Source organism: Pantoea rodasii, from assembly GCF_002095465.1.
Taxonomy (GTDB): domain Bacteria; phylum Pseudomonadota; class Gammaproteobacteria; order Enterobacterales; family Enterobacteriaceae; genus Pantoea; species Pantoea rodasii.
Map to the genome: position 1 here is coordinate 64,911 of NZ_MLFP01000003.1, position 23,651 is coordinate 88,561.

27 protein-coding genes and 3 pseudogenes are annotated in these 23,651 nt (G+C 55.3%); 22 read left to right on the plus strand and 8 right to left on the minus strand.

Annotated features, from left to right (window positions below; translation table 11 throughout):
* Nucleotides 1-43 precede the first annotated feature (43 nt).
* The 3 genes from HA45_RS04835 to HA45_RS04845 all read left to right on the plus strand — a co-directional run bounded on the left by HA45_RS04835 (nucleotide 44) and on the right by HA45_RS04845 (nucleotide 3,158).
* Entirely contained in the window at nucleotides 44-511 is a 468-nt protein-coding gene (locus HA45_RS04835) for a GlcG/HbpS family heme-binding protein (RefSeq protein WP_034829794.1), read from the plus strand.
* Between the two features lie 241 nt (nucleotides 512-752).
* A complete protein-coding gene (locus HA45_RS04840) occupies nucleotides 753-2,690 on the plus strand; it encodes a methyl-accepting chemotaxis protein (protein ID WP_100704006.1) in 1,938 nt (645 codons plus the stop codon).
* Nucleotides 2,691-2,804: 114 nt separating this feature from the next.
* Nucleotides 2,805-3,158: an MmcQ/YjbR family DNA-binding protein gene (locus HA45_RS04845; RefSeq protein WP_100704005.1), complete on the plus strand. Its 354-nt coding sequence runs from the start codon at nucleotides 2,805-2,807 to the stop codon at nucleotides 3,156-3,158.
* On the opposite strand, the gene HA45_RS04850 is transcribed toward HA45_RS04845, so the two are convergent.
* Nucleotides 3,142-4,140 carry a methyltransferase domain-containing protein gene (locus HA45_RS04850; RefSeq protein ID WP_100704004.1) on the minus strand — a complete coding sequence of 333 codons (999 nt, stop codon included), beginning with the start codon at nucleotides 4,138-4,140 and terminating at the stop codon, nucleotides 3,142-3,144. The two genes, HA45_RS04845 and HA45_RS04850, sit on opposite strands and share 17 nt — an antisense overlap.
* A 109-nt stretch (nucleotides 4,141-4,249) precedes the next feature.
* On the opposite strand from HA45_RS04850, the gene HA45_RS04855 reads away from it, so the two are divergent.
* Nucleotides 4,250-5,092, plus strand: coding sequence for a helix-turn-helix domain-containing protein (locus HA45_RS04855; protein WP_100704003.1), 843 nt, complete (start codon nucleotides 4,250-4,252; stop codon nucleotides 5,090-5,092).
* Here HA45_RS04855 and cybB read toward each other — a convergent pair.
* Together cybB and HA45_RS04865 are read right to left on the minus strand one after the other, a co-directional pair.
* A complete protein-coding gene (gene cybB / locus HA45_RS04860; protein ID WP_100704002.1) occupies nucleotides 5,089-5,628 on the minus strand; it encodes a cytochrome b561 in 540 nt (179 codons plus the stop codon). The two genes, HA45_RS04855 and cybB, sit on opposite strands and share 4 nt — an antisense overlap.
* Nucleotides 5,629-5,720: 92 nt before the next feature.
* Nucleotides 5,721-6,215, minus strand: coding sequence for a MarR family transcriptional regulator (locus HA45_RS04865; protein WP_100704001.1), 495 nt, complete (start codon nucleotides 6,213-6,215; stop codon nucleotides 5,721-5,723).
* A gap of 97 nt (nucleotides 6,216-6,312) precedes the next feature.
* Between HA45_RS04865 and HA45_RS04870 the strand changes: the two genes are divergently transcribed.
* From HA45_RS04870 to HA45_RS04880, 3 genes are all read left to right on the plus strand, one after another.
* The gene (locus tag HA45_RS04870; RefSeq protein WP_240629287.1) at nucleotides 6,313-7,461 is read left to right on the plus strand and encodes an MFS transporter; all 1,149 of its coding nucleotides are present in this window, start codon (nucleotides 6,313-6,315) and stop codon (nucleotides 7,459-7,461) included.
* Between the two features lie 96 nt (nucleotides 7,462-7,557).
* Nucleotides 7,558-8,064, plus strand: coding sequence for a DUF1543 domain-containing protein (locus HA45_RS04875; RefSeq protein ID WP_100703999.1), 507 nt, complete (start codon nucleotides 7,558-7,560; stop codon nucleotides 8,062-8,064).
* Nucleotides 8,065-8,113: 49 nt separating this feature from the next.
* On the plus strand, nucleotides 8,114-8,542 hold the full coding sequence (locus HA45_RS04880) for a nucleotide triphosphate diphosphatase NUDT15 (protein ID WP_100703998.1): 429 nt from the start codon (nucleotides 8,114-8,116) through the stop codon (nucleotides 8,540-8,542).
* Here the strand turns inward: HA45_RS04880 and HA45_RS04885 are convergent.
* Genes HA45_RS04885 through HA45_RS04895 form a run of 3 tightly spaced genes read right to left on the minus strand, consistent with a single transcriptional unit; the run spans nucleotide 8,529 to nucleotide 10,208 of the window.
* Entirely contained in the window at nucleotides 8,529-8,900 is a 372-nt protein-coding gene (locus HA45_RS04885) for a RidA family protein (RefSeq protein WP_100703997.1), read from the minus strand. The genes HA45_RS04880 and HA45_RS04885 overlap by 14 nt on opposite strands.
* A 10-nt stretch (nucleotides 8,901-8,910) precedes the next feature.
* A complete protein-coding gene (locus HA45_RS04890) occupies nucleotides 8,911-9,414 on the minus strand; it encodes a GNAT family N-acetyltransferase (RefSeq protein ID WP_338064393.1) in 504 nt (167 codons plus the stop codon).
* A gap of 47 nt (nucleotides 9,415-9,461) precedes the next feature.
* Nucleotides 9,462-10,208 (minus strand): SDR family oxidoreductase, encoded by a 747-nt coding sequence (locus HA45_RS04895; RefSeq protein WP_100703995.1) that lies wholly within the window; start codon nucleotides 10,206-10,208, stop codon nucleotides 9,462-9,464.
* A 120-nt stretch (nucleotides 10,209-10,328) separates the two neighbouring features.
* Between HA45_RS04895 and HA45_RS27885 the strand changes: the two are divergent.
* Both HA45_RS27885 and HA45_RS27890 read left to right on the plus strand, forming a co-directional pair.
* Nucleotides 10,329-10,784 (plus strand): annotated as a pseudogene (locus HA45_RS27885) (cupin domain-containing protein); the annotation flags it as partial.
* Nucleotides 10,785-11,089: 305 nt separating this feature from the next.
* Nucleotides 11,090-11,209, plus strand: a complete 120-nt coding sequence (locus tag HA45_RS27890) for a helix-turn-helix transcriptional regulator (RefSeq protein WP_244563413.1) — start codon at nucleotides 11,090-11,092, stop codon at nucleotides 11,207-11,209.
* Here the strand turns inward: HA45_RS27890 and HA45_RS04905 are convergent.
* Together HA45_RS04905 and HA45_RS04910 are read right to left on the minus strand one after the other, a co-directional pair.
* Nucleotides 11,206-11,373: pseudogene (locus HA45_RS04905) on the minus strand (DUF2000 family protein); the annotation flags it as partial. The gene HA45_RS27890 and the pseudogene HA45_RS04905 sit on opposite strands and share 4 nt — an antisense overlap.
* 921 nt (nucleotides 11,374-12,294) lie before the next feature.
* Nucleotides 12,295-13,704, minus strand: coding sequence for an NAD(P)/FAD-dependent oxidoreductase (locus tag HA45_RS04910; protein WP_338064391.1), 1,410 nt, complete (start codon nucleotides 13,702-13,704; stop codon nucleotides 12,295-12,297).
* Between the two features lie 309 nt (nucleotides 13,705-14,013).
* Between HA45_RS04910 and HA45_RS27895 the strand changes: the two genes are divergently transcribed.
* The 13 genes and pseudogenes from HA45_RS27895 (at nucleotide 14,014) to HA45_RS04960 (ending at nucleotide 23,626) form a co-directional block, all read left to right on the plus strand.
* Complete coding sequence (locus tag HA45_RS27895) at nucleotides 14,014-14,205, plus strand: helix-turn-helix domain-containing protein (RefSeq protein WP_244563371.1); 192 nt, start codon at nucleotides 14,014-14,016, stop codon at nucleotides 14,203-14,205.
* A 17-nt stretch (nucleotides 14,206-14,222) separates the two neighbouring features.
* Nucleotides 14,223-14,900: a LysR substrate-binding domain-containing protein gene (locus HA45_RS04915; protein WP_244563372.1), complete on the plus strand. Its 678-nt coding sequence runs from the start codon at nucleotides 14,223-14,225 to the stop codon at nucleotides 14,898-14,900.
* Between the two features lie 242 nt (nucleotides 14,901-15,142).
* The gene (locus HA45_RS04920) at nucleotides 15,143-15,934 is read left to right on the plus strand and encodes an alpha/beta fold hydrolase (protein WP_280174501.1); all 792 of its coding nucleotides are present in this window, start codon (nucleotides 15,143-15,145) and stop codon (nucleotides 15,932-15,934) included.
* A gap of 18 nt (nucleotides 15,935-15,952) precedes the next feature.
* Nucleotides 15,953-17,076, plus strand: a pseudogene (locus HA45_RS04925) (LLM class flavin-dependent oxidoreductase).
* 47 nt (nucleotides 17,077-17,123) lie between these two features.
* The gene (locus HA45_RS04930; RefSeq protein WP_100703989.1) at nucleotides 17,124-18,086 is read left to right on the plus strand and encodes a BMP family protein; all 963 of its coding nucleotides are present in this window, start codon (nucleotides 17,124-17,126) and stop codon (nucleotides 18,084-18,086) included.
* Between the two features lie 3 nt (nucleotides 18,087-18,089).
* The gene (locus HA45_RS27900) at nucleotides 18,090-18,599 is read left to right on the plus strand and encodes an ATP-binding cassette domain-containing protein (protein WP_244563374.1); all 510 of its coding nucleotides are present in this window, start codon (nucleotides 18,090-18,092) and stop codon (nucleotides 18,597-18,599) included.
* 62 nt (nucleotides 18,600-18,661) lie between these two features.
* A complete protein-coding gene (locus HA45_RS27905; protein ID WP_244563375.1) occupies nucleotides 18,662-19,597 on the plus strand; it encodes an ATP-binding cassette domain-containing protein in 936 nt (311 codons plus the stop codon).
* The gene (locus HA45_RS29280; RefSeq protein WP_244563376.1) at nucleotides 19,590-19,883 is read left to right on the plus strand and encodes an ABC transporter permease family protein; all 294 of its coding nucleotides are present in this window, start codon (nucleotides 19,590-19,592) and stop codon (nucleotides 19,881-19,883) included. Before HA45_RS27905 ends, HA45_RS29280 begins: the two co-directional genes overlap by 8 nt.
* On the plus strand, nucleotides 19,876-20,688 hold the full coding sequence (locus tag HA45_RS04940; RefSeq protein WP_244563377.1) for an ABC transporter permease: 813 nt from the start codon (nucleotides 19,876-19,878) through the stop codon (nucleotides 20,686-20,688). Before HA45_RS29280 ends, HA45_RS04940 begins: the two co-directional genes overlap by 8 nt.
* Entirely contained in the window at nucleotides 20,670-21,611 is a 942-nt protein-coding gene (locus tag HA45_RS04945) for an ABC transporter permease (protein ID WP_100703986.1), read from the plus strand. Before HA45_RS04940 ends, HA45_RS04945 begins: the two co-directional genes overlap by 19 nt.
* A gap of 27 nt (nucleotides 21,612-21,638) precedes the next feature.
* Complete coding sequence (locus HA45_RS04950) at nucleotides 21,639-22,040, plus strand: Rid family hydrolase (RefSeq protein WP_100703985.1); 402 nt, start codon at nucleotides 21,639-21,641, stop codon at nucleotides 22,038-22,040.
* 57 nt (nucleotides 22,041-22,097) lie between these two features.
* Nucleotides 22,098-23,123: an aldo/keto reductase gene (locus tag HA45_RS04955; RefSeq protein WP_100703984.1), complete on the plus strand. Its 1,026-nt coding sequence runs from the start codon at nucleotides 22,098-22,100 to the stop codon at nucleotides 23,121-23,123.
* Entirely contained in the window at nucleotides 23,120-23,626 is a 507-nt protein-coding gene (locus HA45_RS04960) for a flavin reductase family protein (protein WP_100703983.1), read from the plus strand. Before HA45_RS04955 ends, HA45_RS04960 begins: the two co-directional genes overlap by 4 nt.
* Nucleotides 23,627-23,651 lie beyond the last annotated feature (25 nt).

Below are 23,651 nucleotides of genomic sequence, written 5' to 3' on the forward strand. Positions count from 1 at the left end.
CGCCCGGATTCATAACGGTATGACCCTTTAAGGAGTGACTTCAATGAAAAAGGCTTTATCCCTTGCGCTGTTGAGCGCCGCGCTGTTTGGTTCTGCCGCCGCGCACGCCACCCTGACGCAAACCATTCTCTCGCAAGGCGATGCGCAGAAGCTGATCGCGGCCGCACAGGAAAAAGCGCATGCGCTAAACGCCAACGTCTGTATTGCGGTGTTGGATCAGTCAGGCCAGCTGCTGGCGTTTAATCGCATGGACAATGCGCCCGTCGGCTGCATCGATTCCTCGATTCTGAAAGGTCGCGCGGCCGCGTTGTATCGCACGCCAACAGACAAATATATGGATCGCGCCAACGGTAAAGAACCGGCTATCGCAACCTTGCCGGGCGTGATCCCGCTGGGCGGCGGCTCACCGGTGGTGTGGCAGAACAATACTATTGGTGCCGTGGGCGTCAGCGGTTCTGCTAACCCGAATGAAATCGCCATCGCCAAAGCGGCAAGCGACAGCTTTAAATAACGACTGATGTTTTAGCTCAACTATTCATGACGGAAAGGTGCACTTTGATGCACCCGCGGGCGGCCTGAGAGGCGCCCGTGCAACACAACACGCTGCAAACTTCCCCTTCATCACGCTCTCCTCCGACCTGCTCATCCATCAAGTTCCTGTGCCGCGCGCCGATAGTCTCTTCAGAAGGAATGTAGGTGCACAGGGAGTGGTTCATTTTAAGCCGAAAAGTGTCAACCCCAGGAGCGCCATAATGGCCAAACACGCATCAAAGAAAACAATGAGCACCCGCACGCAGATGCTGCTGACGGGCGCCTTAACTATCACCCTTGGCTTTGCCGTCACTATCGGCGTGTTGAGCTGGCAGTCCAGTAACGAGCAAAAGTCACTGGCAGAAAACTATCTGCAGCAGATTGCGCAGACCCAGGCGCTGCAAATTCAGCAGCAGTTAAGCTATGCGCGCGATGTGGCGCATAACCTCGGGCACAGCCTGATTGCACTGCCTGCGGCAGGGATTCAGGATCGTAAAGTGGCCGACAAAGTGATGGAATCCGCGTTACGTGATAACCCGGACTATCTCTCCATTTCAGTGATTTTTGAAGAAAATGCCTTTGATGGACGCGATGCCGAGTTCGCGACTCAGCCTAATGCCGCACCTAAAGGGCGCTATGCCTACTTCGTCGATCGCAATCAGGCCGGCAATTTTAATATGCATCCGCTGACCTCAATCTTTACGCCAGGTCAGGGTGATTACTATCTGCTGCCGCAGAAAAGCCAGAAAGACACGTTAATCGAACCCTATAGCTATGCCTATAACGGCGTCCCAACGCTGTTGACGTCAGTGGCTGCGCCGATCATCAGCCAGGGGAAACTGTGGGGGGTTGTCACGTCTGATATTTCACTGGCGTCATTGCAGGAAAAGGTCAACAAAATCAAGCCGTGGGATGGCAGTGGTTACGCTATGCTGCTGTCCAGCGCGGGCAACGTGGTGTCCTATCCGGATAAAAACCAGACCAGCAAAGCGTGGAAGGGCGATACGCACAACTACAGCGCGTCAGTGGTTGAACAACATGACGCCTTGTTGGGTGAAGATGGCATGGTCACCTGGCAGCCGATTATCATCGGCAACAGCGGTCAGAAATGGTATCTCGGCGTGGTCGCCCCGGTGAGCAAAGTGATGGCGGCGGCCCATCGCCAGTTGGTCAACGCCGTGATTCTGATGATCATCAGCATTCTGGTGGTGTGTGCGCTGCTGGGTCTGTTATTCAGTCGTAAAGTATTGAAACCGATTGGGGGCGAGCCGCTGGAAGCCGCCACCATTGCGCTGGCGGTAGCCGATGGCAAGCTAGATAACGTGATCGTCCTAAAAGAACGTGACAACAGTAGCCTGTTCTATGCGCTGCATACCATGCAGAACCAACTGCGTGAGATTGTCGGTCAGATCCAGGATGCCAGTTCGTCGGTAAGACAGGGCGCTGGGGAGATCGCCAGCGGCAACCTTAATCTGGCCTCACGCACCGAACAGCAGGCGGCGGCGCTGGAGCAAACGGCTGCCAGCATGGAGCAGATTACGGCTACGGTGAAACACAACGCCACCAATGCACATCAGGCAACGGAGCTGACGGAAAATGCCACGCAGATTGCCGGCCGGGGTGAATCGCTGGTAGGTGAAGTGGTGCAGACCATGGCGCAAATTGATGACAGTGCGAAAAAGATCGGCGATATCACTGCCATCATTAACAGCATCGCTTTCCAGACCAATATTCTGGCGCTTAATGCCGCAGTTGAAGCGGCGCGTGCCGGTGAGCAGGGCCGTGGTTTTGCCGTAGTGGCCTCGGAAGTGCGTAATCTGGCGCAGCGCAGTGCCAACGCGGTGAAAGAGATTGCGGCGCTGATTGAGGAGTCGAGCCAGCGTGTTGGCAGCGGTGTTCAACTGGTACAGGACGCCGGTAAGACCATGCAGGAGATGACCCAGGCAGTGAACTCTGTGCGCACCATCATCGGTGAAATTGTGGTGGCATCCGATGAGCAGGCGCGCGGAATTAGTCAGGTGACCATTGCGGTGAATGAAATGGACGGCACCACGCAGCAGAACGCCGCGCTGGTGCAACAGATGTCGGCGGCGGCTAGTTCGCTGGAAGACCAGGCCGCACAGCTGGCGCATACGGTAGGGCGTTTTCAGTTAAGTTGAGTTAGTCATCTGAGTTGAAGACCTTGTCACAACGGGCCGCGCCTTATAACGTAGGGCGCGGCCTTGTGCTATTTGCTCAAGGCCAACAATGACTGCCACACATCGGGAACCACCATGAATCGCCAGCAACTGTTCGAGCACATCAGCCAAACCTACCAAATTGAACCCGACTATCCGTGGAAAAAACACAGTGAATATGCGGTTCTGCGGCACCCTCGCCACCGTAAATGGTTTGCGTTGGTGTTCCCGCTGGAGAGCCATAAACTCGGATTGGACGCAGGCCCGGTGGTTCAGGTGATGAATATCAAAACCCATCCCGAACTCACCGGTTCACTGCGCCAGCAGCATGGCGTCTATCCGGCCTATCACATGAACAAAGAGCACTGGATTAGCCTGACGCTGGAAAACGGCTTGCCGGATAGCGAGATCATTGCGCTGCTGGATGACAGCTTTAGCTTAACGTTTTAGGTTTTCGCGCCATGATGACATCGAGCGGCGACATCGGGAACGGTTGCATTCGCTGGACGCGCTCAATCACAAATCCTGCCTGTTGCAATTCCTCGCACAACATCCCTTCATTAGTGACGTTGTAACCTCGCATCATTAACGGGGTAAAGAATGGCAGCACCTGCCGTGCCTCCTCTGGGTTTTCGGGGACTTCTGCATGGGCACTGATCAGCAATCCGCCTGGCTTTAAGCGCGTGAACCACTCGCGCAGCATCGCCTGTCTGTCCGCCATAAAGTAGAGAAACGATGAACTCCAGATGATGTCGACCTGACGCTGTTCTGGAAAGGTCGCCAGCGCACAACAGCGATCGCTCAAGCCCGCCTTTTCAATATTGCGCTGCGCCACCGTGGCGGTTTGGGGCAAATCAAACACGATGGCTGAAAGCTGCGGAAAACGTTGGGCTAATGCAATGCTGATCAACCCTGGCCCACCGCCCATATCCAGCAACAGCGCCGGACGCTGAAAATCAGCCAGCGTATCCGCAATATCACAGGCGGTGTCGGCGCTGAGTGCACGTTGTTCCTGAGCAATCTGATGCAGCGCCGCATCGGCCCATGCGGTGTCAATCTGCAACGGGTCCTGCCAGCCGGGTTGCGCCTGGGTTAACAGCTGCGGCAGGCGTTGGCCAAACTGCTGCAACACCTGATGTCGATAGCGCCAGGCATCGCCGATATAACGGCTGCTGCCGTGACAGAGAAACACATGCACATCGGGCGCCAGCACAAAGCAATCACCTTCATGCACCAGCAGTTCGGTGCTCCATATCAAACGTAACAGATGATTAGCCTGTTGTGGTAGCCAGTCATAATGCTGAGCAACTTGCGCAGCCGTGGCGGGCAGTGCCAGAAAATCAAACAAACGATGTTCAAACGCCAGCGCAACGGCGCCGTTAAGTGCCTGCTGAGCCAGCAAAGCATCGAGTGTGGAAAGAGGTGAGCGCATAGCCATGTCCTGAGCAGATAACGAGAACATCAGCCTAGCCTTTCGCGCAAATGCAATTTATTCTCATTTGTCTGTGGCACGGCGATTAAACTCTGCGTGAGGAGAAAGGATGCAAAAGCCCGGTGAAAGGCATGTGCGCCAGCATCAACTGTCATGGGATATGCGCATGGTGCAGTCGGACTACTGGCCGATTCACGCGCTGAGTGAATCCGCGCAGCCCAGTCACAATCAGCCTCTGCTGGTGCTGACTTTCGGCCAGCTGGGAAATTCACGCTATCGCGAATGCAACGGACGCGAGATCGCTTTCAGCGCCGGACATCTCACTGTCACCAGTTTTCAGGCCAGCGATGGCGAGCGGCTTTATCGTGCCGGTGAACGGGTACAACAGCTGCGGTTGATCCTGAGTGCCGCCAGCGTTCGTCACTACTTTGGTGAGCAGGACGCTGAGGGTTTATTACAGCCACAGCTCAAGCGCCATCTGTTCAGTCGCTTCGGCCAGGCCACTGTCGCGCAGCTTAATCAAACGCAAGACGACCCGTTGTTACGGGAAATTCAGGCGTTAAGCCTGCTGGCGCTGCATCGTCATCAGATCCAGCCCAGTGTTTTGCTGCCAAAGTTGCATCCGCAGATGATTGAGCGGCTGGAGCACGCGCGCGGATGGATGCACGATCATCTCAACGAAACGTTTTCGCTCGGCACGCTGGCATTGGCGGCAGGACTGAGTGACTATCAGCTGAAAACCGGGTTTCAGCAGCATTTTCACTGCACGCCGGGGGCGATGTTGTTGCAGATGCGCATGGAACACGCGCATCACTTGCTGGAACAGGGATTTCAGGTGGCGCAGGCGGCCTGGCAGGTGGGGTATCAACATCCGCGTAATTTCAGCGTGGCATTTCAACGCTATTTTGGTCGCCCGGCCAGTGCGATTACCGGGCGCAGAAAGCAGGATTAGCGCGAGCGACGCGACGGCATCATGCGCAGTAATGTGTTGTCTTTGAACAGGTAGTGATGGGCGAGCGCTGCTACGGCATGAATACCAATCAGCCAGTAACCGTAAGGGGCGAGTGTTTCATGCCAGTCGGCAATGCTGTCCGCGAAATCCGGATCGGGATCGCCGCTCACCGGCATCGGAATGCCGAAGATCCACCAGGTGCGGCCCATATAGAAGCGCGACAAAATGCCAAGGATCGGCAACACAATAAAGAACAGATAGATCGCCAGATGCATCAGATGCGCGAGGCCGGTTTGCCAGTGCGGCGGTTTAGGCACAATCGCGGGACTACGATGGCGAAAGCGCAACAACACGCGTGACAGCATCAGCACCAGCACGCAACTTCCTGCGCTGAAATGGCCGATGATCATGGCGAAGCCTTGCCATGAGCCGCGCGTCGCTAATCCGCGAAACTCCATGGTGCAATAGGCGGTGACCACCAGCAAGAAGGTCAACCAATGGAGAATAATCTGCGAAGGGGCGTATTTGGTGCTCATCATTCAGTCCGTAAAAGGCGTAGCAGAAGCGCTAACATAGCGGAAAACGGGCTGAATTAATTCATAATTTGACACATCCCACAACGAAATTTTTACCGCTGTGCTTCCGTCGCCTGCATGAGCTGACTGAGTAACGCCTGCAGCTGTTGTTGTTGATCGCTGGTCAGGGGCGAGAGCAGTTGGCGTTGTGTTTCAGTATGCACCTGCAGTGCCTGCTCGATCTTTTCTCGTCCGACTTCCGTCAAGGCAACCCGCATGCTGCGCTTATCGTCCGGATCGGCCACGCGTCTGATCGAACCCACGGCTTCAAGCCGATTAAGCCGATTGGTCATTGCGCCTGAGGTAATCAGCAGCGATTGATACAACTGCGTGGGTGAGAGGCAATAAGGTTCACCGGCTCGACGCAGCGTTGCCAACACATCAAATTCGCCATCACGAAAATTAAACGGCGCCAATGCCTCCGCGCGCGCTGTGGTGAGTTGCTTCATGATGCGCAGCATGCGGCCGAATACGGCCATGGACGAGGCATCGAGTTCCGGCATCGCGCTGGCCCACTGCTCGATTACAAAATCAACGTGGTCGGTCATTTTTCCTCTGTCATTTGTTGCATTGTGCGCATCCCTCTATCGCGACATCGCAAAGTATCTTAACGTTAAGATACTTCAACGCGCAAGGAGACGCAATGTGAATCGTACCTTACCTGCAATGGGCATGTTTGCCTTACTGGTTTTTATTATCGCACTGAATTTACGGCCTATCATGGCGGCAATGGGGCCGCTGTTTCCCCTGTTACAACGTGAGGCTCAGCTCAGTGCGACGCAACTCAGCCTACTCACCAGTTTACCCGTCATTATGATGGGCCTGGCGGCACTGGCGGGGCCGTGGTTATTGCGCTTTATTGGCGAAGTGCGGGGCATTGCCGCCGGGTTGATTCTGCTGGCTTTGGCTTGTCTGGCGCGCGGTGTGGATCCCTCCGCTACGGTGTTGATTGCCAGTGCGCTGGTGGCGGGTATAGGTATCGGTGTGATTCAGGCGCTGATGCCTGCGCTGATTAAACGGCATTTTGCGGCGCAGGCGGGCACCCTGATGGCGCTGTTTACCACCGGGATTATGGCGGGTGCGGCGATCGCGGCCGCGACAGCCGCACCGCTGGCCGATGCACAAGGATTGGGCATGACGCTGGCCATTCCGGTGGTGCCGGCGATTATCGCGGTGCTGCTGTGGCTGATAACCTTGCGCCGAACCGTGCCAGCCATCTCTACGCATCGCCCCAAAGCCACGCGCTCTGTCCGAGCCTGGCTGCTGATGGTGTTCTTCGGGATCGGCACGGGCGCTTACACCCTGGTGCTGGCCTGGCTGCCGCCGTATTACATGCAGCATGGCTGGTTGCCGCAGCAAAGCGGTTATGCGCTGGGTGCGTTGACGTTAACCGAGGTGGTGGCCGGGTTTATCGTGTCTGGTCTGATTCATCGCTTCCGCGATCGCCGACTTCCGTTACTGCTGGTGCTGGCCTCCATCTTGCTGGGATTACTCAGTTTGATGTGGCTTGGCGGTGCGCAGGCATGGCTGCCGACCCTGCTACTGGGATTAGGGATTGGCGCGCTGTTCCCGCTCTCGTTGATCGTGACACTTGATCATGCAGAGTCGCCGGAGCAGGCGGGCGCGTTACTGTCCTTTGTGCAAGGCGGCGGCTATTTGCTGGCGGCGCTGATGCCATTGGTAGCCGGAATGGTTCGCGATCGCGCAGATTCTCTGCAGAGTGCGTGGGCGATTATGAGCGTTGGGATCGTGATTTTGATGGTAATGGCATTTCGGTTTAAGCCTCAGCAATGACTGGACTGATTGCGAGATGAAACGGTTGTAACGCTATGTATCTTGTTTTATAACGCCTGCCTGACTCTCCTATGTCTATCAAAAGGAAATGACCACGTGAACCTGTTTATCTTTTACGTAGGCGGCAATGCCGGAAAATCTAACATTGAAGTACATGACATTCAGTTTGTTGCGGCTGAGAAACCAGAGGATGCCTGGCCCGCGCTGCGTGAAGCCTGGTTTGGTGATGCCGATAAAATCCATGTTGATGGCTATGCGCGCGTGACCTGGGCTGATGGCTATCGCGTGTCTCTGTCTGATAAGCCCACAACCGGCAGTGAAAAGCTGTTTTTTGTGAATGCCGGTGCGTACCATCCTTCTACGCTGGCAGAGCTGCATGCTTTCGATCTGTTTGTCGCAAATGACGTCAAAGCGGCGAAAGCTAAAGGACTCGCCAACCTGTTGCCGGGAGCCGACCACCAGCATAAAGATAACCTGAAGGATGTGGATGATTGTCTGCTGCTGGAGCAGGTCGGTGGTTTGTATATTCATTTGACGCCAGATGCCAGCGGCGAACCTTTCCGTCCTGAGTGGCAGGGTTATCAGCCGATTGGGATTGAGTGATAATGGCTGGGTCGTCAGTGACGACGGCCCCTTAATCGTAGGAGCTTTTATGTCACCGCAAGTTGGAGTGGGCGTGCTTATTTTCCGCGACGGAAAATTATTGCTGGGCCGCCGTAAAGGCAGCCACGGATCGGGGGACTGGTCCGCTGCCGGCGGACACCTGGAGTTTGGTGAATCTCCGGAAGATTGCGCACGGCGCGAAGTCCTGGAAGAAACGGGATTCGTGTTGGGGGAATTGAGCCATGGCGCTTTTGTCAGCGATATGTTCCCTGAGGTTAACAAACACTACATTACCTTGCTGCTGGTGGCGCATCATCCACAGGGTGAACCGCAGTTGCTGGAGCCGGATAAATGCGAAGGCTGGCAGTGGTTTGCGCCAGAAGCGTTGCCGGAGCCACTGTTTGCGCCACTGCGCACATGGATTGCACGTGACGGCATCGTGGCGCTGCAGCAGCTGGCGCAAATCACAGCGCAATAATGGCTTCGATCTCAATGCTTAAATCAGGCGAGAATAGCTGGCTAATTTGCACCAGTGAACTGGCCGGTAAGTGATCGCCGTAATGTTTAAATAGCACAGCTCGCAAATCGTTGATCTCGACAAATGAGGTGATGAAGATCGTCACCTTAATCAGATTGTTAAGCGAGGTATTTTCTGCCGCAGCAATCAGGTGCAGTTGCTGGAAAATGGCTTCAGCTTGTGTGGCCATGTCGCCTTGCTGTGCAGGTGTGGCGAATGCCGTTAAGCCAGAGACGTACAGGGTTTCGCCGTGCTTGACTGCGTGCACGTAGGGCGCTTTGACTTCACCCAGTTCCGGGTAGTTTTTGCGTATCAACATCGATTGCTCCTTATTCCAGTTTCAATACCATCACCGTGACGTCCTCATCGGCGATGTTTCGCTGTTCCACGTCCTGCCAGCCGAAGCGGCGATAAATGGCCTGTTGGTCTGGTGTATACAGCCAAAGTGCAAGGATCGATTTTGCTCGCGCTTCGTCAATCAGGCGGGTTACCAGCGCACTGGCTAAGCCTTTACCGCGATGCTCGCGAGCGGTGATCACTTCACCCAGCCAAAATTCACGCTCGGGGATATCACTCAATTCGTAAGGGATGATGCTGGCGGTCGCCATCAACTCGCCTTCGCGTGTGGTGGCAAACAGCGTCATCGTTTGGGCATCAGCGGCATTACGTGATTGCAGCCGCTGGCGGATCACATCGCGGTTGTGCCAATTAGGCAGCTCGGACCATTCGCGATGCAGCATGTCAGTAACTTCATCATAGAAATGTGGCATCTGAGCCAGACAGTGAATCTGCATCCATCGTTCTTCAAGGCTAACAGGGGAGTCAAACAACATAACCGTTAACCTCGAAGGGAACCAGGCTATTTACCTGGTTCTTATGCTTAAGCTGTCTGATTGGCCAAAGCCACCGCATCTTCCCCGGCGGGAATGCGCATCGGGGCATTCGGATCTGTCGCCGCACGCCACACTGCTGCGGCAACGTCTTCAGCTTGAGTGGTGGGCTGCGGCTGGTGCATCCCCGCCATAATGCCATCCAGCATCGGTTGATAGGCGTCGAGGAAAGTCTCCTCCATGCGCGGCATGGCGTTCTTGCCGAAGTCGGTGGTGGGCGCCAGGCCCGGCAACACCAGTCGCACGTTGATGTTGAATGGCTGCAACTCCAGCGCCAGTGATTCAGTGAACGCATTCACTGCGGCTTTGCTGCCGGTATACACCGCCAGCAGCGGCAATGATTTCAGCGTGACGGTTGAGGTCACGTTGATCACCGTACCGCCGCGTTTAGCGCGGAACTGAGGCAGCACAGCCTGCGTCATGGCGATGGTGCCGATCGTGTTAGTTTCAAACACATCACGTACCGTTGACATAGGGATGCCTTCCACTGAAGTCAGCACACCGATGCCGGCGTTATTGACCAACACATCGATTTCACCCGCATCAGCAATGGCCTGTTTAATGCTCTCTGCATTACAGACGTCTAACGGCAACAGGCGCAGATGTTCTGAGGCTGGGAACAGCTCAGGACGCGGATTGCGCATGGTGGCAATCACCTTCCAGCCGCGCTCAAGAAAATAGATCGCGGTTGCGTGGCCGAAGCCGGAAGAACAGCCGGTGATAAGGATCGTTTTCATCTTTCACTCCTGCATTGCATTGGGTAGATGCTCACTATAGAGTCAGTGAGCTGGACTCACTACAACGCTAAGTCCATATATCATTCGCAGGAGTCCATGATGATCGATCCCCTGGCCGAGATGGTGTCGCTGCTGCAACCGCAGGCGGCCTACTCCAAACGCGCACGCGCCAATGGCCGCTGGCGTGTAAATCGCAGTGAAACCGGACAGCCGTTTTACTGTTTGGTACTGGCTGGGCGCAGTCAATTGAAGATGAAAGGGCATGAACCCATCACGCTTGAGCAGGGCGATTTTGTCCTGATTCCGGCAGCGTGGGAGTTTTGCATGAGCAGTGCCGAGCCACCAGAAGACGATGCCCCTGAAACACTGCCCGAAATGCTCAGCCCCGGTGAATTCTGGATCGGCGATCAACAACAGCCTGCAGACGTCCAGACGCTGATTGGTTATTGTCAGTTCGCTGCGCCCGACGCAGGATTGATCGTCTCGCTGTTACCCCAGTTTATTCATATTCGCGGTGAGTCGCGGCTGACCACGCTGGTACAACTGGTGATGGATGAGTGCCGTGCGCAGCGTCCCGCGCGACATGTGGTATTAGAACGTTTGCTGGAACTGCTGCTGATTGAAGCATTGCGATCGATGCCCATTCGCAATGCCTGTCCTGGCGTGATGCGCGGTTTGGCGGATGAACGTCTGGCAGTGGCGATCCGTGACATTCACGCCAATCCTGCCCATTCCTGGACCGTCGCACAGTTAGCCAAAGTGTCCGCGCTATCACGCTCGGCCTTCTTTGTCCGTTTTCGTGAAGCCGTGGGCGTTGCGCCGATGGTCTATTTGCTTACCTGGCGTATGGCATTGGCAAAAATATGCTGCGCGGCAAAAATATGGCGGTGGCGGATGTCGCCGAACGTGTCGGTTATCGTTCCGCCAGTGCATTTAGCGTGGCCTTTACCCGTTATGTGGGGCAACCACCCACGTGGTTTGCCGCTGGGCAGGAGGGTTAGCGGAAAAGTTTAAGATTGCCCGTCAGACGAGTGATTTTCTTTTTCGGCCCAATCAAGCCGATGGCGACCAGTTCAATATGATTACTGGCGATTCGCTCGCCGTATTCTTCATAGGTTTTGCAGGATTGCGCCAATGCGCTAAACGGCATGGCAACGATTTCGTCCTACGCGCGGCTCTTTATCCTGATAATCAGGAAGGACAGGTCGTTTGTTGAACGGTGCTGTATTAAAGTAAGGTCGTCTTAGGGGGCTGATACCGCTTTCATGGTAGAACCACTGTCCTGCGTTTCCACAGGCATGAGACATGACGGGCATGTTCGGTCTAAAAATTCAAATCCCCAGCCGCTTTAGGGTACTGATTAAAAACGCCGTTTAACCCGTAATGTACATTACCCATCCCATGATGCTTAAAGCAGATGTAAGGATATATCCCACACCTTCACCTGTCATATAGCGGCGCATGGTCATATCAAATTGACCTACTTTGATTTTTTTCGCGTTGTTCGTCATCAGTGGAGTTAAGGATGGTGCGAAAAGCCGCAATGCCATTGGTCAGAAAAAGTGCGCAGACCGAGGCGATAGTGAGGGTAAGAACATCATGAATTTGCATCGGGAAAGTTTCTACTCGTCAAATAATTGAGAGTTGATATTAATGTATTAGATTAATCGATTCAGTTCACATTTATCTATTATTGCTATCGCCGAAAGGTCCCTAACAGCGGCCTCAACCAGGTCGCTGTTAACAACATGGGTGTAATCCGCTGCACCTTTAACTCGCCCCCTTTTAAAACATCTCGCTCATTTATTATCAGAAACTGACTTGGTAAAGGGTACTTCAATCTTTTATGGCAGGCATCCCCACCTATTACCCGCAGCCCGCATTGTCTGTTTTATACGCCAGTCCTGCGAAGCCAGAGAGTTAGTGGAGTTTTTATACTTGACGCCATCACGCGCGTCATTATGTCGCACCGAGAAAGCACCGTTGCGACTGCAGACAGGATCATCGTTTTAAATGATAGCAATGTGCTGGCTGGGATTGATTCATTCAAACAGGCGGCGCAGAGGTCGCCTGTATAATTGATGTATTACGCCTCTAACCCCGCATTATGCATGCCACGGCGCAGCGTGAAGTTTACGCCCATGGTCAGGAACGGATCTGGCGGATTCCACTCTGGCTTCGGCAGTGACAGCAGATAATCAATGGTATCGTTGCTTTTACCTGCCAGCCAGTCGGCCAGCATAGTGCCCATGGCGGTACAACGTACGGTGCCGAGACCATTACAGCCCAGTGCGCCATACACATTCTTGCGCAGTTCGCCGAACAGGCTGGAACCGTTGCGCGTCATGCCTAAACCACCGCCCCAGGTATGTTCGAAAGGCACATCCTTCAGGGTTGGATAACGACGCTCAAAGGATTGGCGATGGGTTAGGCGATACTTCTCGGTGTATCCCGGCTTGTGGCGTCCATCTTCGTTGAAGCTGAAGCTGTTACGGATCAGGATGCGGTTGTCGTGCGTACGACGCGAAGTGGTGCCAAACGGATCTGCTGGAATGATGCCCCAGAAATCTTCGCCACCGATGCTGGCCTGCTCGGATTGGGTCAGCGGACGGGTCAGGCTGCCGTAAGTGAAGATTGGGAAAATGGTGCGTGGGCCAAAGCCAAAATGCGTACCAAAGGCGTTGTTACCCAGAATCAGCTTTTCGGCAGTAATACGGCCGGTGGCATGGTGCAACACAATCTGCGGTTCATACTCAATCGCGGTGATGGCGGTATCTTCATACAACGTAACGTTTTCCGGCAGCGTATCGGCCAGACCTTTCACTAAGCCAGAAGGCTGAACCAAAATCGTACCTGGCGTATACAGCGCTTTGCGATAGAAGCTGGTGCCGAAAATATCTTCCAGCGCGCTGCCTTCAATGATTTTGCACTTCTCGCCAAGGGCTTCAAGACCGCCGCGATAGGCATCCAGCACCGCCATGCCGCTGTCTTCAACCGCTGCCTGATATTTTCCGGAGTGGCGCATATGCGCGTCGGTAATATTGTGCTCTTCGACCAAATCTTTGAGGATGCGCTGGCCGGTCTGGTTGAGATTGAGGATATTGCGGGCAACGGTTTTATCGCCGATATAATCCGGTGCGCTGATGTCGTGTGGCACGTCGATCAGGAAGCCCGCATTGCGTCCAGACGTACCAAATCCAACCTGCTGAGCTTCAACCAAAATCACCTGATCGTTAGGGAAGTTCAGCGCCAGACGACGCGCGGCTGCCAGGCCAGCAAAACCGCCGCCGATCACCACCCATGGCGCTTTGGCATCACCGACCAGCGCAGGTTTAGGAATACGCTTCTGGCTGGTGTGGAACCAGCCGGGAGTCGGATCATCTGAAGGCAGCGCATCAATACGCAGTAACGATTCAGGATCGTTCGGCAGATTGTCTGTTAACAGCGTTGCGCCACCGCCCGCGGCAATGACTCCGGCACCGATTCCTGTGCCCACCAACAATTTCCTTCTGGAAATACCCATGTAAAAAAGACTCCTTGATACAGATAAGATGTTCTAAAAATTGCCCGTGATGCCTGAAAAACGGTTCAGGTAACGACCTAAAGCATTGCTTAAAAATGTACCCTTTATGTTTCTATGTATATTTCATGTATACATGATGTATTCAGATTATTTCGATTTGTAAATTCCATGTCAACCTTGTTTTGTGTTTGCCGCGTCCGAGTTGCTCGGTCACACTGGCGCGAATGGAATAACTCTTGCATCCCAACCAGCGATCAACGCCGCGATTTGCTGGAGATGCCTGTGAACCTCAACACCTATAAATATTTCAATGAAGTCGCTGCGACGGGATCGATACGCCGCGCCGCGGACCGCTTGCATGTGGCGCCATCCGCTATCAGTCGGCAGATTGCATTGCTGGAGCACACGCTCGGTGTGATGTTGCTGGAACGCACCAATACAGGGATTCGGTTAACCCTGCGGGGACATTGCTAGAAGGTTTCACGCGTAAGATGTGTCGCGATCTCGACCGTATTCATGAGTCGATAAAGAATTTAAAAGGCTTGCGTGAAGGGGAAGTCAAAATATGGGTGATTGAAGCGGTGGTGCAGGCGATTTTGCCGCGCATCATGACGGACTTTAATGAAAATTACCCGGCGATACAGTTTTCGATTAACAGTGAATCATCCGATCGCACTATTGAAGCGATAATTCGGGATGAAATCGACATTGGCATTGTGTTTAACATGGGGGACCGCCCTGGAATAGAAGTGATTAAACGCTGCGCTGCACCAATTCAGTGCCTGGTTTCACCGAATCATCCGCTGGCACAACATCAATCTTTAAGTCTGGAAGATATTTGTTTCTATCCGATTGCGCTGCCGGTCTCCAGTTTTGGCATGCGACAAACCTTCGATAAAGTCACGCGCAGCCTGCATCTTCATCCGCAATCGATCGTTAACACCAACAACCTGGAACTCACCAAAGCCATGGCGATTGCCGGGCGAACGCTAACCATCGGACCGAAGCAAATCGCTGCCCGCGAAATCGAACAGAATATGCTGCGTGCGATTCCGATTGATAATGAAGCGATGGAATCCGCCAACATTGAAATATGTGTCCATCGCGACCGCACACTCTCTTTTGCGGCTCATCAATTCCTCAAACATGTGTGCCGGGAATTCAATTAATCATGAATTCACGCATTACTCTCGTCGTTTTCGTCATAATCTTCCCTTATCCATAAATTAAAAAACGAGGGAATTGACCGGGTTAATGCGTTGGTTTTGGGTGTTCTAAAAACGGCAACACGGCGTGCTGCATTCGATATTACTGATAGTCCGAAATTGCGTGGTATTTATTTCCCATCGCAGAGTTTACACACCAGAAGTGAATGCTTGACGCCAACCAGGGGAAAACCATGCCGGACATTATGACTAACGGAATTCGAACGCATTATGAAATCGAGGGAACAGGTCCGGCGCTTATTTTTGTGTCAGGACTTGGCGGCACCGCCGCGTACTGGCAGCCGCAGCTCAAAGCCTTTGCACAGCACTATACCGTGGTGACTTACGATCAACGCGGTGCAGGCAGCTCGGACCATCCAGCAGGGCCTTATAGCATCGATACGCTGGTCGAAGATTTACTGGCGCTGATTGCTGCGCTGAAGCTGGATCGACCGGCATTGATTGGTCATTCAACCGGGGGCGCGATTGGCCAACTGCTGGCCGCGCGTCAGCCTGGCTTGCTCTCCGGCATGGTGCAATATGCCAGCTGGGCAAAATCGGATAGCCATTTTAACTGGTGCTTCCGCATGCGCCGTGCGCTGCTGCTCGGCAGCACCATGGAAGAGTATGTGCACGGTAGCGCGCTGTTCCTCTATCCACCTGAGCATATCCAGAACCATGCGGAAACCCTGTCGCCAGGATTGCTGGCCTCTGCAACCCGTTTTCCCGCACGCGATGTGGTGCTCAGCCGTATCGACGCGATCATGGCGCATGACGCCACCGCGCAACTGGCCGCCATTCAAACACCAACGTTAGTGCTGTGTGCGCAGGATGACATTCTCACGCCGCCCTATCAGTCGCGCTTTCTGGCGCAACACATCCCAGGCGCGGAACTGAAAATTGTGCCGCAGGGTGGCCACAGTTTCTCCGAAAGCGAAACATCATTATTCAACCAAATTACGCTCGAGTTTATCGCGGGCATTCACGCGTCAGCGTAATGAATGAAGGAGTGTCACATGAGCCAATTTGATCAACGCAATGTGGAGTTCGGCGTGTTTCTGCCGGTGGGTAACGGCGGCTGGATCACCTCGACCACCAGCCCGCAGCTGCCGGCAACTTACGACTACAACAAACAAGTGACGATTCTTGCGGAGCAGCTGGGCTTTGATTTCGCGCTGTCGATGGCGAAATGGCGCGGCTACGGCGGTCCTTCGCAACATTGGGACGTCACGCTGGAAAGTTTAACCACCATGGCGGGCCTGGCTGAAGCCACCAGTCGGATTGGTGTTTGGGGCACGGTGCACACCATGGTGTTTCATCCTGCGGTGGTGGCAAAAATGACTGCCGTGTTGGATCAAATCTCCAAAGGACGTTTTGGCCTCAACATCGTGTCGGTTCGAACCCAACCGATCAGGGACAGATGGGCTTGTGGATGGACCTCGACCACGCCGAGCGTTATGAACTGGCGGCAGAGTGGCTGACGGTGCTGAAGCGCTTGTGGACTGAGGATCGTGTCGATCATCAGGGCAAGCATTATCAACTGACTGACTGCATGTCGAATCCTAAACCGGTTTCGCCGCCACCGATTATCTGCGCGGGCGCTTCGGATCGCGGTTTCCTGTTCACCATGGAGCACTGCACCGGCAGTTTCATGCTCGGTTCCGATCATGATGATTTCATCAAAACCGGGCTGCGTGCCAAAGAACTGGCGATGCAGCAGGGCAAGCCGGATTTCAAAACCTACGGCTTATTCACCATCGTGCCAGGCGCGACCGATGCAGAAGCACATGAACGCGTGGCGCTGTATGACGCCGGTGTTGACACCATCGCGCTGGACAACCAGACGCGCGAGTACTCCGGTGACAAGAGCTTTAAACAGAACACCATGGCGCAGCGCTTTGTTTCACAGGGGGAACAACGTAATTCCATGACGCGTGCCGCGCTGGTGGGTTCAGCGGAAACCATCGGCAACAAGCTGGCGGCGATTGTGAAGGGCGCACAGCTGGATGGCGTGACGGTGATCGTGCCGGACTTTATCGATGACCTGCGCATTGTCGGTACTGACGTGCTGGAAGTGCTGGAGCATCACGGCGTGAATACCCATGCCCGCGCCTATCAAAAATCCATTACTGCATCGTAGGGGAATTCCCCTGCCAAAACTTAAATCACTTTACCGGGAGTCAAACGATGAGAATAAAGATGATGGTGGCTGTTGCTGTGGCTGCGGTATTGGCGAGCAGTGCGATTCAGGCGGATGAGAGCAAACCACGCGTGGCAGGTCTGTTTACGCAAACGGTGACGCAAGGTTCCTGGGATATGGCGGGCTATGCCGCGTTTAAATCCATGGCGGATAAACAGGGCTTTGCGCCCAGCTATCTTGAGCACACCACTTATGAAGCGGCACCTTCGGTATTACGCCAATTGGCCTCCGATGGCGTGAAGTTAATTATCGCGCACTCTTCCGGCTATTCGGCGGCGATTAAAGAGGTCGCGCCCTCGTTCCCGAACACCCAGTTCGTGTTGTACTCCTACGAAGGTTCCACCTCCAACTTGCCCAACTACTCGGCGTGGTCAGTAGATTGGGACGAGTACGGCTTTGTGCTCGGTGTGTTAGCGGCCAGCGCCAGCAAAAACGGGCACATCGCGGTAATCAGCGGTGAACCGATTCCGTCTGCTGAACGCACGGTGCAGTTCATCAAGAAAGGTGCCGCCTACGTGAACGCGAAAGTGCAGGTGGATTCTGCTTATGTCGGCTCGTTTACCGACGTGGCGCGCGCCAAAGAGATCGCCACTGGCGCGATCGCACGCGGCGCAGACTTTGTCATCCCTTCTGCCGATACCGCCGATGCAGGCATTCAGCAGGCGGCGGATGAAGAGGGCGTGCTGACCATCGGTTCCTACACCGATCAATCCAAATCCTTCCCGAACTCGATCATGACCTCAACGGTGATGAACTTTGATAAATCCTACGCCGATATCGGCAAGCATTATGCCGACCACCAATTAGGTAATCGCATCATCACCGAGAATCTCTCCACCAATGGCTGGACGTTATCGACGCCGTTTGCGCACGTCGACAAATCGGTGCAGGACAAAGTGTTCAAGGTTATCGCCGACCTGAAGTCCGGCAAAGTGAAGATTGAGGAGTAACACATGAGCAGCCCGCTTATCGAACTCGATCACGTTTCGAAGCGCTATCCCAATGGCTTTGTGGCGCTAGAGAACGTGTCACTGTCGCTTTTTCCTGGTGAGATTCACGCGCTGCTGGGTGAGAACGGAGCGGGCAAATCCACGCTGATGAACATTCTGTATGGCGTGCACGAACCCAGCGCAGGCGGGGTACTGATGGGTGGTCGGCAGGTGATTCATCGGCGGCCGGCTGACGCCATCGCCAACGGTATTGGCATGGTGCACCAGCACTTCAAGCTGGTTGCGCCGTTTAGCGTCGCTGAGAACCTGGCGTTGGTGGCGCGGGGCTCACAGCGAAAAACGTTACGGCGTCACGCAGAGATTCGCGCTTTTATGCAGCGTTATGGCGTGGATCTCGATCCCAATGCGATTGTCGGCCATTTACCTCTGGCGTTGCAGCAACGCGTGGAAATCCTCAAGGCGCTGGTGAATGACACGCGGGTGTTGCTGCTGGATGAGCCTCCACCATTCTGACGCCTGCAGAAATCAGTGCTCTGTACGCCACGCTGCGTCGCATCAGCGATAAAGGCACGGCGGTGGCGGTGGTGACGCATAACGTCGATGAAGTGCTGGCGCACGCCGATCGCTATACCGTGCTACGTCGGGGCAAAACCAACGGCAGCGGACTGACAGCGGCCTGCAGCGCAGAACAGCTGGTTGAGAAGATTGTAGGACGCACCGTCAGCAGCGGTACGCGCTTGGGCACGTTGCGCAGCGGGGGTGCAGAACAGCTGAAAATGCAGAGCGTCAATGTGCGGGCCGGCAGCGGCTCGCCGGGTTTGCACGACATTAATCTGAGTCTGGCGGCGCGTGAAGTGGTGGGCGTGGCAGGCGTGGAAGGCAATGGTCAAAGCGAACTGTTTGCGCTGCTGGCCGGTGAACGTGTACCGGACAGTGGCGAGATAAAACGCAGTGATGCACAGGTGACGCTGGCGCTGGTGCCACAAGATCGCCATCACGAAGGGTTATCCCTCGATCTGCCGGTGTCACACAATCTGCTCTATCCCGAGATTATGCAGGGACAATATCGCCGTTTCGGGCTGCTCGATCACGCAGCGATTGCGCAGCGCGCCAGTGAGATGATCGACCAGTCCGATATTCGTACCCATTCACACGCCAGCCCGGCGCGTTCGCTCTCGGGCGGTAATCAGCAAAAAATCGTCGTGGCGCGCGCCATGGCACAAGATGCCTCAATCATCGTGGTGTATCAGCCCACGCGCGGTCTGGATTTGGCCGCCGCCGAAGCGGTGTTGATGCGTCTGGCCGATGCTGCGGATGCCGGCACCACGGTGCTGATTATCTCCTCCAATATCGAAGAGCTGATTCGCGTTTCGGATCGCATTGTGGTGATGAACGGCGGGCGAATAACGGGCGAAGTCACGGGTGAGGCGATGAACATTGAACGCATCGGCACGCTGATGACATCGGGCCGTAGTCTGTCTTTACAAGGTGCAGGAGAAGTCCATGTCTGAATCATTAAGCGCCTTAACCGAGACCCGTGCCGGATTGCGGCGGGCATTGGCGCAGCTGAGCGCTTCACGATCGCTGTGGGTCACGCTGAGTGCTTTTGTTGGATCGCTGATTTTGGGGTTGGCGCTGATCACCGCGCTGGGCGTGCCGATGCAGGGGGCGATGAGCACCGCCTTTGACGGCGCGTTTGGTTCGGTGCGCGCGCTGTCCGACACGCTGGTATTTATGACACCGCGCCTGCTGGTGGCGCTGGGGGGCGTTAATCGCGATTCGGGGAGGCATGTTTAACCTCGGCGGTGAAGGGCAACTGCAGATGGGCGCAATTGGCGCCATGCTGCCATTCCTGGCTTTCGGTGACGTTGGACCCGCGCTGCTGCCACTGGCCATTTTGAGTGGTGCGTTGTGCGGAGCCCTTTGGGGCGCAATTCCGGCACTGCTGAAAGTGTGGCGCGGCGTGGATGAAATCATCGTCACGCTGATGATGAATTTCATCGCCATCTACACGCTGAAATATCTGGTACAGGGGCCGATGCGTCCGCTGGGTTCCAACTTCAATATGTCCGCGCAAATTCCCGCCGATGGCGTATTTCAGCCACTGATCGAGGGCGCGCGTTTGCATGCCGGCGTATTCCTCGCCCTGCTGATCGCGCTGGCGGTGTGGGTGATGCTTAACCATACCGCGTTTGGTCTCAAGCTGCGGGCCAGCGGACAGAGCCCGCGTTTTGTGAAATTGCAGGGACAGTCAGCCGCCAAAACCGTGCTCTCCAGCATGGCGATTTCAGGCGCGGTGAGTGGGTTGGCGGGCACGTTTGAAGTACTCGGCGTGCAGTATCGCCTGATTGACGGCTTCTCTTCCGGACTGGGCTTCGAAGGGCTGGCGGTGTCATTTCTTGCCGGATTACAACCGTTTGGGGCGGTGATCGTCTCTCTCTATTTCGGTGCAATTAACAGTGCGGCACTGGCGCTGCAAAGCACTTTCTCGATTCCGGCCGCACTGGCAGATGTGCTGGGCGGCATGCCAATTCTGATTCTGGCGGTATTAAGTGGCGTGATGTTAGTAAAAGGGAGGCCGGTATGGAATTCAACACTGTAACCCTGGCGCTGTTTCTGGCAGGGGGCTTGAGGCTGTGTGTGCCGGTGCTGCTGGCGGCGTTAGGGGAAACCCTCTCTGAGCGCGCCGGTGTGTTCACCATCGGGCTGGAAGGATTAATGCTGTTTGGCGCGGCGAGTTCCGCGCTGGGGCTGATGTGGAGCGGATCTCCCGTGCTGGCGCTGGGCGTGGGCATGCTCGGCGGATGCGTGGCAGCCCTGCTGCTGGCATTGGGCACAGTGATCGCGCGAGCTAACCAAATCGTCATGGGCATTGGCTTGAACCTGTTTGCGATTGGTGCCACCTCTTTGATGCGTCAGCTATGGCTCAGTGGTGCACCGCCTGCAGGTTCGATGCGTGTGGTATCGATGCTGAAACTGCCGGGATTGTCCGATCTTCCGGTGGTGGGACGCGCGCTGTTTTCCCAAAGCCCGGTGTTTTATTTCGCGGTACTGGTGGCGCTGGTGCTGTGGGGCGTGTTGCGTTTCAGCCGTGCTGGCTTGCTGCTGCGTGCCGTCGGGGAAAATGCGCTGGCCGCCGATGCGGCCGGACACTCGGTATTACGCATTCGTTTCAGCGCCACTTTGTTTACCGGGGTGATGGCGGGACTGGGCGGCGCCTATCTGTGCATCGTCGCATCCGGTGGCACCTTCGTTGACAACATGACTGCCGGGCGGGGCTATCTGGCCATCGCCATTACCATCTTTGCTCGCTGGATGCCGCTGCGCGTGCTGGTGGTGGCAATTGTGTTGGGCCTGCTCGAAGCCCTGCAGTTCCAGGGGCAATATTTAGGCGTCAACATTGCGCCCTCGCTGCTGATGGCGATGCCGTTTGCCGTGGCGCTCATCGCCTGGATCATGATGGGCAAAGCTGGCGCGGCACCGGCTGATTTAGGGCGTCCTTTCCTGCGCGGCAACGGGCGCTAATTCATTTTCAATTAACAGGAGTAACAGATGAATCAGGCAATCAATCCAGAAGGCTGGATTATCGGCAAAACCGCTACGGGTCTTAACCACCTGAACTGGGGTATTAAAGCAGGCAATCACGTGTATGTGGCGGGCATGCTGTCTACCGATCCGATCGATGGCGGCCTGGTGGGCGTGGGCGATATCGAAGTACAAACGAGACGCGTGCTCGACAGCATCAAAGTGGTGCTGGAATCGGCGGGCAGCAGTATGGATCACGTGGTGATGAACCAGATCTTCCTGCGCAATCTGGACGATTACCACAAGTTCAATGAAATCTACGTCAGCTATTTCCCGGCGATGTTACCCGCACGTTTCTGCGTCAAACTGGAGATGGTGCGACCGGAGTTTCTGATTGAGATCGCCACCACGGCAGTCATTCCCGCGTAAATGGGCGGCTCCAGGGCCGCACCACACTGAACACCACTCACTATTGAGGATGTTTGCATGCAATACCGTTATCTCGGACGCAGCGGGCTAAAAGTGTCCGAAATTTGCCTCGGTTCCATGATGTTTGGTGGAGCCACCGATGAAGCCACAGCGCAGCGCATCATCGCTGATGCCAGCGCCAGCGGGGTTAACTTCATTGATACCGCCGATATGTACAACAAAGGCGAATCTGAACGCGTGGTAGGCCGGGCCATCGCTGCCGATCGCCATCGTTGGGTACTGGCCACCAAAGTGGGCAACCCGATGGGCGATGGCCCGAATCAGCAGGGCATGTCGCGCAAATGGATTCGTGAGGCGGTGCACGGTTCTCTGACGCGTCTTGGCACCGATTACATTGACGTGCTTTACATGCACAAAGCAGATTTAGCCGCGCCGCTGGAAGAGATGGTGCTGGCATTTGCCGATCTGATCCGTGAAGGGAAGATCGGTTACTTTGCCGTGTCGAATTTCAAAGCCTGGCGCCTGGCTGAAACCGTACGTCTGGCACGTGAAGCCGGGATTGCCGGGCCCGTTGCCACTCAGCCGCTGTATAACCTCGCCAACCGTGAAGCCGAAGTGGAGATTCTGCCTTCCGCCGCCTATTTTGGCGTCGGAACCGTGTGTTACAGCCCGCTGGCACGCGGCATTCTGACCGGAAAATACCGGGTTGGTGAAGCCCCGGACAGTACCAGCCGCGCCGGGCGCGCCGATCCGCGCATGCTGGAAGCTGAATGGCGTCCGGAATCGCTGCAGGTGGCCGGTGAATTAGCCACCTATGCCGAACGCACCGGCCGCCAACCCGCGCATTTTGCGCAACAGTGGGTGATGCGCAATCAATTAGTGACCAGCACGCTGGTGGGCCCGCGCACTTTTGAACAGTGGCGCGAAGGTGTTGCAGCGCTGGATTGTCCTTGGTCCGCGGAAGATGAAATGTTCTGCGACCGTCTGGTGTCACCGGGCAAAGGCAGCAGCCTCGGTCCGGTCGATCCTCATCATCCGATTGAAGGCCGCGTCGTCGGTCAAGTTAAAGCAGGTTCTCAATGACTGATTCACTTCTGATGCCGAGTATCGCCGATGCGTATCGCGGCGGTATGCGCCAGTTGGCGGCGGGCGTTAGCCTGATCACCAGCGCTGATTTACAACAACCGGGCGGGATGATCGCCTCTGCGGTAACGTCGGTCAGTGCTGAGCCGCCAACACTGTTGGTGTGCGTCAATCGGAATGCCTCGATGTTTGAATTGATCCAGCGTAGCGGCCATTTCTGCGTCAACGTATTATCAGCTGACGCGCTGGGTTTGGTGGATATCTTCAGTAATGCAGCACGCCGCGCTGAACGGTTTGCGACCGGTGAATGGCTGCAGGATGATCTGGGTTCACCGATTGCAGCCGACGCGCTGGTGGCGTTTAGCTGTAAATTGGTCAATACCGTTGACTGGCATACGCATGCGATCTTTCTGGGCGAGGTGACCAACGTGGTGCATCCCAACAGTGATGCGCAACCGATGGTGTATCACGACCGTGCATTTCATCAACTCTCTGCACTGTAACCCAATGAACGGGAGGGCAATCGCC